The 11,778-nt window shown below is 61.6% G+C and carries 10 protein-coding genes; 9 read left to right on the forward strand and 1 reads right to left on the reverse strand.

Translation table 11 applies throughout. The annotated features are described in order from the left end of the window. Positions 1–66: 66 nt before the first annotated feature. From AB6807_RS35245 to AB6807_RS35265, 5 genes are all read left to right on the forward strand, one after another. The gene (locus AB6807_RS35245) at positions 67–408 is read left to right on the forward strand and encodes a hypothetical protein (RefSeq protein ID WP_371088185.1); all 342 of its coding nucleotides are present in this window, start codon (positions 67–69) and stop codon (positions 406–408) included. A 32-nt stretch (positions 409–440) separates the two neighbouring features. Then, positions 441–2,159: a thiamine pyrophosphate-dependent enzyme gene (locus tag AB6807_RS35250; RefSeq protein WP_371088186.1), complete on the forward strand. Its 1,719-nt coding sequence runs from the start codon at positions 441–443 to the stop codon at positions 2,157–2,159. A gap of 697 nt (positions 2,160–2,856) precedes the next feature. Then, positions 2,857–3,123, forward strand: coding sequence for a hypothetical protein (locus AB6807_RS35255; protein ID WP_371088187.1), 267 nt, complete (start codon positions 2,857–2,859; stop codon positions 3,121–3,123). 23 nt (positions 3,124–3,146) lie between these two features. After that, entirely contained in the window at positions 3,147–3,455 is a 309-nt protein-coding gene (locus AB6807_RS35260; protein WP_371088188.1) for a hypothetical protein, read from the forward strand. Positions 3,456–3,465: 10 nt separating this feature from the next. Beyond that, positions 3,466–4,110 carry a UdgX family uracil-DNA binding protein gene (locus tag AB6807_RS35265; protein WP_371088189.1) on the forward strand — a complete coding sequence of 215 codons (645 nt, stop codon included), beginning with the start codon at positions 3,466–3,468 and terminating at the stop codon, positions 4,108–4,110. A 1,024-nt stretch (positions 4,111–5,134) separates the two neighbouring features. Here AB6807_RS35265 and AB6807_RS35270 read toward each other — a convergent pair. Continuing rightward, a complete protein-coding gene (locus AB6807_RS35270; RefSeq protein ID WP_371088190.1) occupies positions 5,135–5,356 on the reverse strand; it encodes a hypothetical protein in 222 nt (73 codons plus the stop codon). Here AB6807_RS35270 and AB6807_RS35275 point away from each other — a divergent pair. The 4 genes from AB6807_RS35275 (at position 5,355) to AB6807_RS35290 (ending at position 11,767) form a co-directional block, all read left to right on the forward strand. Further along, positions 5,355–6,893 carry an IS3 family transposase gene (locus tag AB6807_RS35275; protein ID WP_371088191.1) on the forward strand — a complete coding sequence of 513 codons (1,539 nt, stop codon included), beginning with the start codon at positions 5,355–5,357 and terminating at the stop codon, positions 6,891–6,893. The genes AB6807_RS35270 and AB6807_RS35275 overlap by 2 nt on opposite strands. 267 nt (positions 6,894–7,160) lie before the next feature. After that, entirely contained in the window at positions 7,161–9,401 is a 2,241-nt protein-coding gene (locus AB6807_RS35280; RefSeq protein WP_371088192.1) for a type I secretion system permease/ATPase, read from the forward strand. Then, entirely contained in the window at positions 9,398–10,867 is a 1,470-nt protein-coding gene (locus AB6807_RS35285; protein WP_371088193.1) for an HlyD family type I secretion periplasmic adaptor subunit, read from the forward strand. Before AB6807_RS35280 ends, AB6807_RS35285 begins: the two co-directional genes overlap by 4 nt. A 201-nt stretch (positions 10,868–11,068) precedes the next feature. Then, the gene (locus AB6807_RS35290; RefSeq protein ID WP_371088194.1) at positions 11,069–11,767 is read left to right on the forward strand and encodes a hypothetical protein; all 699 of its coding nucleotides are present in this window, start codon (positions 11,069–11,071) and stop codon (positions 11,765–11,767) included. The last annotated feature ends 11 nt before the right edge of the window (positions 11,768–11,778 follow it).

The raw sequence follows: 11,778 nt of genomic DNA on the forward strand, positions 1-11,778 counted from the left end.
AGCCTTGCTCCTCGCCCCTGCCGATTCGGCCAGTTCCAGACATGCGTGCAGACGCCGGCTGCCTTCGTGGCCTTCGACATCCTGCGGCTCGAGAACATCGATTGCATGGCGCGCCCGCAGGCCGAGCGCCGCCTGCTGTGGGAGGCCTTGCTGGCTGGTCCCGAGCCGCCGCTGCGCCTGACACCGATGACCACAGACCTTGCCTTGGCCCTGCGCTGGCCGCAGCATTTCGAAGGGGCTGGCCTCGACGACGTGCTGGTCAAGCCGGCCGAGGTCGCCGTACCAGCCTGGCAAGCGTGCGATGTTCAAGGTCAAGCACTGCGCACGGCGGATGCCGTAGCTTGGCGCGGCAAAATCCTACCGAGGCTTCCGAAGACTGCTCACGGAGTTCGGACGGTGGGGCCGTAGCGTTTTGGTTTTGCAGAAAAAGGAAGCAGCGCATGGCCCACCGCAAAGTCGCCGATCTCGTCATCGAAACCCTGCAGAAGGCCGGTGTTAAACGCTGTTACGGCATCGTCGGCGACACGCTGAACCACGTCACCGATGCGATCCGTCGAAGCGAGATCGAATGGGTGCATGTGCGGCACGAGGAAGTGGCCGCTTTCGCCGCCGGCGCGGAGTCGTACCTGACGGGCCAGCTGAGCGCCTGTGCCGGCTCATGCGGGCCGGGCGGGCTCCACTTTATCAACGGCGTCTTCGAAGCCAATCGCAACCGCGCGCCAATGGTGCTGATCGCGAGCCAGATCGTGACGGCCGAACTGGGCATGGAGTTTCCGCAAGAGGTCGATTTCAAGTCGCTGTACGCCGGCTGCAGCGTCTTCTGCGAGCAGGTGCAGTCGGCCGAGCAGGCGCAGCGGGTCGTGGCGCTCGCGGCGCAGGCCGCGCTGTCTCGTCGCGGCGTGGCGGTCGTCATTCTTCCGAGCGACATCGCGCAGGCCCGGGTGAAGGAGGGGCTGACGTTTGCCGTGCATGGGACAGCGCCCGTGATCCGCCCCAACGATGACGAACTTGCGCGCCTGGCGACCTTGCTCGGCAAGGAAAAGAAGATCGCGATCTACGCTGGGCACGGCTGCGAAGGCGCGCACGAGCTGCTGCTGGCGCTCGGCCAGTGCCTGAAGGCACCCATCGCCCATACCTCGCGCGCCAAGGATTTCGTGGAGCACGACAACCCCTTCAACATGGGCATGACCGGCATCTTCGGCGTGGAGTCGGGCTACCACGCGCTGCAGGCGTGCGACACGCTGCTGCTGCTCGGCGCCGATTTCGCCTGGAGCCAGTTCTATCCGGCCAAGGCGACCATTCTGCAGATCGACACCGACGGCAGCCACCTCGGGCGCCGCCACCCGATCGCGCTGGGGCTGGTCGGCGACGTCGCGCACAGCATCGCAGCGCTGATCCCGTTGCTGGAAGAGCGCACCGACCGCAGCTTTCTCGATGAATGCCTGCGCCATCGCGAGGAAGCCGTAAAGACGCTGCGGCGCGACGAGCGGCCTGGCAAAGAGGGGCTGATTCACCCGCAGCACCTGACCCGCGTCATCGACGAACTGGCCGCCGACGACGCCATCTTCACTGCCGACGGCGGCAGCCCCATGGTTTGGTCGTTGCGCCATCTGACGGCGAACGGCCGGCGCCGCACGCTCGTGAGCCTGTTTCACGGGACCATGGCCAACGCCATGCCCCAGGCGCTGGGCGCGCAGAAGGCCTACCCGGCGCGACAGGTGATTTCGCTTTCCGGCGATGGTGGCCTCGCGATGCTGCTGGGCGACCTGATGACGGCGGTGCAGGAGAAGCTGCCGATCAAGGTCCTGGTCTACAACAACGCGAGCCTGAATTTCGTGGAACTCGAACAGAAGGTCGAAGGGCTGCTCGACAACTACACGGAGCTGTTGAACCCCGACTTTGCGCGGCTGGCCGAAGTGATCGGTTTCTACGGGCAGAAGGTGGAGCGCGCGGAGCACCTGCCCGACGCGGTGCGCGCCTTTCTCGCGCACCCCGGTCCGGCCTTGCTGGACGTGACGGTCAACCGCACCGAGCTGGTGATGCCTCCGAAGGTGGAGTTCAGCCAAGTCGCCGGCACGATGCTGTATTCGGCCAAGGCGGTACTCAGCGGCCGGTCGTCGGACGTGATGGACTTGGTCAAAGATAACTTCACGGAGTGAAGCACGGGTGTGCGTCGGGGCCCGCCTTTTCATGTTGCCGTCATCGGGCTTGCAGTCGGCGGCGGCATCTACGTTCGGGCGGCCGTCTCGATCTGCTGCGTCATCTTCGAGAGGCCTCTGACGTTGATTGCGGCGAGGTAGACCTGCAAAGCCATCAGCGCGCATGCGGACGTGTGCATGCTCCAGTTCGTCCATGCGGGCGTTGCTCAAGAGAAAGGACCAGAAGCCGATGTTGCTGCGGCGTTCCAGGCAACCCAAACTCCGGGCACGGCGTCCCCGAAGCGTTTTGCCCGCCGTATCGGCGTTGGTAGAACTGCGGCTACCCTTGAGGTACAGCTCCGCATCGGCTGCCTTGTCCCCCGACCTAGCAATGTTTGGACCAACTGCTTATCAGCCACGACAGCAGCCCGAAGAAGACGGCATAGGCGGGCCTTCGGCCCCACCGATCACCAGCGCCGCCACATCCCCCATCGCATTCAGGTCTGCGCCCTGGTTGATGACTTTCGCCGTCACGAGCGAGTTCTGCTGAGCTCGTCTAGTCCCCAGCTGGCGAGATTCCCGAATGCCAAAGCGCCTGGAGCCGACCAACTCTCGGAAGTTTGCGACGCCGGAGTCAGGTCACGTCCGACATGCAAGTCGGCAGCTCCGGGCGATGACCTGGGTTCGGCTTCATCAACATGAAGGAAAGGACCTCCCCATGAGCAATCAGGTCACATCGAGGCGACAGGCCCGAAGCGACGATCGAGACAACTCGCGCGTCTTCGCGTTTTTCACCATCGTGGCGGTGGTGGTGTTCGTCGGTGCACTGCTGTACTTCTTCGCCGTCGACAAGCGCGGTGAGGGGCCGGCCCACGAGTCGAGCCCACCCGCAACGCAGATGCAAGGCAGGACGAACCCTTCGACACCGGGCACGGCCCCAGGTGCTTCGAACGCGCCAGCGGCTCCAGGGGCGCCCGCTCGCTAGATCCGCACTGAAAGGAAAACACGATGAAAACCACACCTGGGAAGAACGCGGTAAAGAGCCGCGGGCGAAGCGCTCCCGTCGCCGATGTCGTGGGGCCGCATGGCGACGATCCGCCGATGCGCGGGGCGATTGACAGCGGCGGCGCGGAGGGCAGGGCGCCCTTGAACTTCGACGACGACGAGATCTACTCGGGTCGCGGCAAGGTGCGCAGCGGCGGCACCACGCATACCGAAGGCGGCGACAGCGGCCTGCTGGGCCCGCCCGCGGAGCAATTGGCACCGACGAATTCGCCCAGCGACCCCGCGTTGCGACGAGGTTCAGGCAATACATGAGTGCACGGCAATGACCTCCGCCCCCCTCGCTTTGCTGGCGCTGGACCGGGCGACCCGGGTTTGTCGCGAGTGCCCGTTGGGCGAGCGCGCAACGCAGGCCGTGTTCGGCGAAGGCCTTGCGCGTGCGCGGCTGATGGTGGTGGGAGAACAGCCCGGCGACAAGGAAGACTTGGCAGGCCGTCCCTTCGTCGGCCCGGCGGGTCGGCTGTTGGACCGGGCCGTGGCAGAGCTCGGCTGGTCACGCGACAAACTGTACGTGACCAATGCAGTGAAGCATTTCAAGTACGAGCTGCGCGGCAAGCGCCGCATTCACAAAACGCCTACCCAGCGCGAGGCGGACGCCTGCCTTCACTGGCTCGAAGACGAAATTGCAGTGGTGAAGCCCACAGCGCTGATCGCATTGGGTGCCGTTGCAGCGCGCTCGCTGTTGGGCCGTCACGTGGCGGTGATGAGCGAGCGGGGCCGGTGGCACGAGGATGCGGCTGGACGGCCCGTGCTCGTGACGCTGCATCCATCCGCGTTGCTGCGCGGCGACCCCGCGCAGAAGGCCGTGGCTTGGAAGGCGTGGCTGGAAGACCTGTCGCTGGCTTCGGCCATTTTTTCGGCGAGGCAAATCCCCGGTTTCGTAAGAGAGCACGTCCATCACGCGCGTTGAAAGCCGGTGCCGCCACGACAACGGACTGAAGCGGATAGGGTATATGCCCTTGCGAAGGTACGAGCGGGCGCCGGCTCCTGGGCCTACGCGCGCGAAGACTTGGCGCGAAGGATTCGGCATGCATTTGCCAATCAGGCGCAACGGGGCGTGGTGCTGCCGGCTCCTGAAGACGACGAGGTGATCCGCGCAACAACAGCAGAGCTAGCAGCAGGCACTCATCGATGTGCTGCGGCGGCTGGCCGGTTAGGGCAGTCGATGCTCCTTCGCAGGCTCCGACCGAGGGCGTTGGCTGCATGGCGTGCGACGACGCGGACTTGATGCCAGCGTGGGATGCCGAGATCGATGGCCTGGACATGCCAGCAGCCGCGCAGTCTGCCCGCTCGGTCTGTTTCCAGTTGGCGTAGTGCGGTTCGTCCTTCGCCTGGAAGCCGCTGAAACCATTCCGGCATGAACGCACACGTCGATTGCGGTGCCCTGCCGTTTGACCATGTTGTATTGGACGATTGAGTCATCCACTGCCTGCTGGTAGATCTCATTCACCATCCTCGCTTGCTCAGCCTTTCCGTCGCACGCTGAGACAGCTAAGCATGCGGTGGCAACGACGATCAGGCACCTCGCCCCCATCTCTAAGATTTTCATCTGGGCCTCCCTTGTAGCAATGGATGCAAGTTAGGGAAGGTCTGGCTTGCCAATCAGCCGAGGCAAGTCAGCGTATGAGATTGGCAATGAGGCACGGGATTTCCCGAGTTCGGATATGTGAGCCTGGCGGCGCTGGAAGCGTTCCGGGGGCGCTGGGGGCCTGCCGATCGAACGTGATGCGCATTCGTCGCGGACAGGCCGCCGAGCGATTGCGCGCAGGAGGCGCGGCTGGAGGGACGCGTCCTCGCGTAGCGCGGGTGACGTCGGCACCGCCTGCGGGTCGGTGCCAATTCTTAATCTGGCCCTTCCCCGGGCAGAGGCACGACTTGGGCGTCCGCACGGGGCTGTCAGGGGCGGCGGGCATCCGCACGGGCGACCGCATAACTCACACGCCGGTGCCAAGGCCAGCTGCTGGATGAAGCACGCCGTGTGCTTCCCTTTCGATGGCGGCGAAAACCTCTTCAGACACGTCTTCGCTGTAGCGCTTTCGCTTTGTCTTCGAGATCGTTCCATCCGAGTTCAACGCTGTTGGCGCCGACCGGAAACTGAGCCAGTTTTGCGGGTAGGGGGTGCGGACGAAAACTTGGACTACCAGGAGGTAGTTCATGTATTCATACAACGACAGAATTCGAGCGGTCGAGCTGTACATCAAGCTCGACAAGCGCGTCAGGGCGATCATTCGTCAATTGGGATACCCGACCAAGAACGCGCTGAAGAGCTGGCACCGCGAGTACGAACGGCGGCTCGACCTACCGAAGGGCTATGCGCGATCGAAGCCCAAGTATTCTCAAGAGCAGAAGGAGACGGCTGTCAGGCATTACCTTGATCATGGACGCTGCATTGCATTCACCATCAAGGCGTTGGGCTATCCGGTACGCGAATCGCTGCGTTCCTGGATTCACGAATTGCACCCCGAGTTGCACGCGCGCGTCGTCGGTCGATCAAACGGGGTGGCGCGGCCGCCAGCGATGAAGCAGGCCGCTGTCATCGCGTTGTGCACGCGGCAGAGGAGTGCACACGCCGTGGCCCAAGAGCTGGGCGTGTGCAGGCCAACGCTGTACAACTGGAAGAATCAACTTCTGGGACGTGAGGCCCCCGCATCCATGAAAAGCACCAATCAATCTCCGCCGTCGCAAGAGCGCGATGAGCTCGAGCGCCAGGTCGAGTCGCTGCGCCGCGAAGTCAGGCAACTGCGCCTCGAGCAGGACCTCTTGAACAAGGCCAACGAACTGCTAAAAAAAGGCCTGGGCGTCGACCTGCAGCTCCTGTCCAACCGGGAGAAGACACTGCTGATTGACGCCCTGAAGGAGCACTATGGCCTGCCAGAGCTCCTTGCACAGTTGGATCTTGCGCGCAGTTCGTACTTTTATCACCGAGCCCGTACAGCGGTGGGCGACAAGTACCTGGAGGTACGGCAATCCATCACCGACATCTTTGAGTCGAACCACCGCTGCTATGGCTACCGCAGGCTGCAAGCTTCGCTCACGAGGCAGGACGTCACGATCTCCGAGAAGGTCGTGCAGCGGTTGATGAAGCAGGAAAGCCTGGTTGTTCCAAGGCCCAGGAAGCGCAGGTATGCGTCATACCTCGGCGAGATCAGCCCAGCGCCCGAGAACCTCATCAACCGCGACTTCCAGGCCGCCGTCCCCAACGCGAAATGGCTCACCGACATCACGGAGTTCCAGATCCCGGCTGGCAAGGTGTACCTCTCGCCCATCATCGACTGCTTCGATGGAATGGTCGTCAGCTGGACCATTGGCACCAGTCCTGACGCGGAGTTGGTCAACACGATGCTGGACGCAGCCATTGAGACCGTGGCCGAAACGAATGACCGGCCTGTGGTTCACTCCGATCGGGGCGGCCACTACCGCTGGCCAGGTTGGCTATCAAGAATGAACGACGCGAACCTCACACGCTCGATGTCCCGCAAGGCATGCTCACCTGATAACGCCGCTTGCGAGGGCTTCTTCGGCCGGCTGAAGAACGAGCTGTTCTATCCTCGGGACTGGAAGAACGCCACCATTGAGCAATTCATCGCGGCGGTCGACTCGTACATCCGCTGGTACAACGAGAAGCGGATCAAGATCTCGCTCGGCTCCCTCAGCCCGATCGAATACCGGGTGAGCCTTGGACTTGCGGCATAAACCAGTCCAAGTTTTTATCCGCACCCCCAGCTGGTCAAGATTGCGTCGGCACTAACACGTCGGGGAACAACAGTTTTTGGTCCTATGAGCCTCAACGAAATTAGCTATGAATGCGCTCACTGGTGGTGAACCTGGCGAGTGCGCGAGGATTCTGAGAACTTTGATTTTCAACAAACAGCGCAGCGGCGGCGCGCCGCAAGCTCCCCTTGTCAGTCAGCTCCTACTCAGGTATCTTGATGTTTCAAAAAGATAATCTGGGGACCCAAAATGGGAGTGGTGGAGACGGTCGTGCAACAGCACGGAGACGGTGGCGCGCCACGAAAAGCGGTCGAATCAGGCTCTGCTGCTGCGCCGGCGCTCGTTGCACTGTGCACCATTGCGCGCTTTCATCAAGTCTCCGCGGATGCGCCTTTGCTGGCGCACCAAATGGGCCTTGCTTCCTCAGAGGTCCCGGACGCCGCCTCACTGATCCTGGCGGCGAAGCACCTGGGGCTTAAAGCCAAGTCCTCCCAGACCACCATCGAGCGTCTATCGTCAACGCCATTGCCTGCCTTGGCTGTGATGCGCAACGAAGACGGTAGCGATCGATTCGTGATTCTCGCTCAATGCGACGCGCAACGCGCCCTTCTTCAAGATCCTGCTGCGGACAGTGCGCGCCCTGTGATCGAGCCGCTAGACGTCTTTGCCGCCCATTGGACTGGACGCCTCATTCTCATCACCAGCCGTGCCAGCCTCACGGGCGAACTCGCCAAGTTCGACTTCTCCTGGTTCATTCCTAGTCTGGTCAAGCATCGCAAGCTGCTAGGCGAAGTGCTTTTCATCTCCTTCATCCTGCAGCTCTTCGCACTGGTCAGTCCACTGTTTTTCCAAGTCGTGATGGACAAGGTGCTGGTGCATCGCGGTATGACCACGCTCGACGTGCTCGTGATCGGCCTGCTGGTCGTTGTCGTCTTCGAGTCGTTGCTCAATGGCTTGCGCAGTTACGTCTTCAGTCACACCACCAACCGCATCGACGTCGAACTCGGCGCACGATTGTTCCGTCATCTCGTGCAGTTGCCCCTGGCCTACTTCCAGGCTCGACGCGTCGGTGATTCTGTGGCCAGAGTGCGCGAACTCGAGAACATCCGCAGTTTCCTTACGGGCAACGCGCTCACCGTGCTGCTCGACGTTGTCTTCTCCCTGGTCTTTGTAGCCGTCATGCTGTTCTACAGCGTGCCGCTGACCTTGATCGTGCTCGTGAGCATGCCGCTGTATTTTGGTCTGAGCCTGGCTGTTGTTCCCATCTTGCGCCGTCGCCTGGATGAGAAGTTCGCCCGCGGAGCGGAGAACCAGGCCATGCTAGTGGAGACCGTCAGCGCCATCCAGACCGTCAAGGCCACCGCACTAGAGCCGGCGTTCGGACGCCGATGGGACAACCAACTCGCGGCATATGTCTCCGCCAGCTTCAGAACGCAGAACTTGGCGAGCTGGGCCCACGAGGGAGTCAACCTTATTGGCAAGCTCGTCAATGCCGCCACTCTTTGGTACGGCGCACATCTCGTGATGAACAACGACATGACCGTCGGCCAATTTGTCGCCTTCAACATGTTCGCCCAACGCGTGTCCCAGCCCATCATGCGTATGGCGCAGCTGTGGACCGACTTCCAGCAGACCGGCATTTCGATGGCGCGCTTGGGCGACATCCTGAACACTCGCACCGAAGTCCCGCCGAGCACAGCTGCTCAGCTGCCGGCCCTCAAGGGCCGCGTCACGCTGGACAACCTGACCTTCCGGTACCGTCCTGAGGCTTCACCGGTGCTCAATGGCGTCAGCCTCGCTGTGAGGCCCGGCGAAGTCATCGGCATCGTTGGGCGCTCTGGCTCCGGCAAGAGCACTCTAACCAAGCTGATCCAGCGCCTGTACTCGCCCGAGCAAGGCCGGCTGCTGGTCGACGGCATAGACATCAGCCTCATAGACGCGGCACAGCTCAGGAGGCAAGTGGGTGTCGTCTTGCAGGAGAACACGCTCTTCAATCGCAGCGTGCGAGAGAACATAGCCATCGTAGACCCAGCCGCTCCGCTTGAAGCCATCATTCATGCAGCCCGGCTGGCCGGGGCGCATGAGTTCATCAGCGAACTGCCTGAGGGTTACGACACTGTGGTCGGTGAGCAAGGTGCAAGCCTCTCAGGAGGGCAGCGCCAGCGAATCGCCATTGCACGGGCCCTGTTCACCCAACCGCGCATCCTGATCTTCGACGAAGCGACAAGTGCGTTGGACTATGAGAGCGAAGCCATCGTGCAACGCAACATGGCCCACATCTGCAAGGGGCGAACGGTCTTCATCATTGCCCACCGACTGAGCGCGGTGCGGCGGGCAGACCGAATCATCGTCATGGACAAGGGGAGGATCGTCGAGGGCGGAACCCACGAGACCTTGTTGACGCGGCCCAATGGCATCTATGCCCACTTGTGGGCAATGCAAGATGGTGGCTTACCCACAGAGGGCGCAGGAGTGGGGGCCGCGGTATGACGACAGACGTCTCCACTGCGACGCCGGCCGCCAATGCGCCAAGCGTTCGCCATCCGGTCTTCGAGCTGTTGGGCCGTTACCGCGCGATCTTCAACGCCGCGTGGAGGCACCGTCACGAACTCGCTGGGCCTCGGCGCCTGGCTGACGAAGCAGCCTTTCTTCCCGCTGCGTTGAGCTTGCAGGATACACCCGTGCACCCAGCGCCGAGACGCCTGGCGTACGCGTTGATCGCACTGTTTGTCATGGCGTTAGCGTGGTCCATCTTCGGGCAGATTGACATCGTGGCCGTGGCGCCCGGCAAGATCATCGTGAGTGAGAGGACCAAGATCATCCAGCCGCTGGAGGTGAGCGTTGTCAAGCGCGTACTGGTACGTGATGGCGACCACGTTGAGGCGGGCCAGGCGCTGGTCGAGCTCGATCCCACGAGTGCAAACGCTGATAAGACCAGCATCGATGAACAATTGAAGTCCATGCAGTCGGAGGTGCTACGCACGCGGGCGTTGCTGCAAGCGCTTAATGCGTCTGCTCGCAGCCCTGAGTTGGGCAAAAGCGTTCCGGCGGGTTGGACAGATCCTGATCTCAGTTCAGCGCGCGTACAACTGATTGACGAGTGGAGCGACATCACGGCCAAGCTCGCAAAGGCGGCCTCCGAAATCAACCGCCGCCAAGCCGAGATTGCCACAGTACGCGAGATGGTTGCCAAGCTCGAAACGACGTTGCCTATAGCCAAGCAAAGGGAAGCCGACTTCCATCAACTGGCCAACCAAGGCTTCATGTCCAGTCACGCGAACCAGGATCGCACGCGTGAACGCATCGAACTGGAGCGCGACCTAGCCACTCAGCGAGCAAGGTTGGCTGAGGCGAATGCCACGCTAAGGGAAAGCGAAAACACACGGGCTGCTTATCTCGCCGAGACCAAGCACAGTTTGAGGACACGTGAGGCAGCGGCCGAACTCAAGCGTCAGCAGGGAACGCAAGATCTAGCCAAGGCCGGGCAGCGAGAACGCCTGACAACGCTGAAGGCTCCGGTAGCGGGCACAGTTCAGCAATTGGCCACGCACACGGACGGCGGTGTAGTCACAGAAGCACAGCCCTTGATGGTCATCGTGCCAGACGGCGCACAGATGACCGCCGAGGTGACGCTGGACAACAAGGACATCGGCTTTGTCAACACCAACCAGGAAGCAACGATCAAGCTGGAGACCTTCCCGTACACGCGCTACGGCACGGTCAACGCGACGGTGAAGACCGTGACGGCAGATGCAGTGAATGACGAGAAGCGTGGGGCAATCTTTCCCGTCACGCTGAACCTCAACAACACAACCATCGATGTGGATGGCAGGTCGATCAAGCTATCTCCAGGGATGAATCTCACGGCGGAGATCAAAACGGGGAAGCGCCGAATCATTGAATTTCTGCTTAGTCCTGTGCAACGGGCTACGAGCGAGAGTCTGAGGGAGCGATAAGCGAGGCATCCGGCTCACAGTGCTGTCCATGGGTCGACAACTGCGTCATAGACCAATATGAAACCAACCAAACTAGTTTTCTTAACTTTAGCGACTGCGCTCATCCATGTCTCGCTTCTATTGCCTGCCAACGGACAGGAGTCGACACCTGGCGGAACCTCATGCGAGGCCGACTGGAGCAACCGAAGTCGGTTTGACACGATGGGAAGCCTCGTCGAGCTTCGGAACCTTGAGCGGTTCGCGCAGCGCGGCGATGTTGGGCCGCAGCTTCGACTGGGAATGGTGCGCAGAACGCGCGATGGCAAGTGGAGCGCCCCTGAGGACCGAAGCTACAACATTCAGTGGTTAGAGAAAGCGCAAATGCAGGGGAGCAAGACGGCATCCTGGGAAATCGCGCAAATCAGACAACGGGAGATATCGCGCGAGCTTTATCTACGCAGCGCGGTTGCCGCTGCAGAAGAAGGCAATCCGTGGGCAGCGACAGAGCTGATGAATTTGACCAACGGGAGGTGGAGCAATGCAAAACCGACAGCATGCGCAGGGGGAGTGACCATTGGTGACAAGTGCGTAGAGGAAGCAATGCTCCCTAATGCTACTTCACGCAAATGGACGGAAATAGCCGCAGAAGGCGGCAATGCAGCAGCTCAGGAATGGCTTTGCAGGGCTGCCGCGGAAGGCAATCCCGAACGAGGTCAACCCAGAGACGATGCAGCCGCGTTCAAGTGGTGTCAGATCGCAATGCACAACGCTTGCGCTGATAGCTCCCTCGGAACGTTACAACTACTTTACGCCGGCGGTCGCGGCGTTGAACAGAGCAAAAGCGAAGCTGATCGAGTAAGAGATATCAGAACCCAGCCGTGGCGCTCGCGTTTGAGTCAGTTCTTTAGTCAACCTTACTGATATACCAAAGG

This window comes from Variovorax sp. RCC_210 (assembly GCF_041355175.1).
Classification (GTDB): Bacteria; Pseudomonadota; Gammaproteobacteria; order Burkholderiales; family Burkholderiaceae_C; genus Variovorax.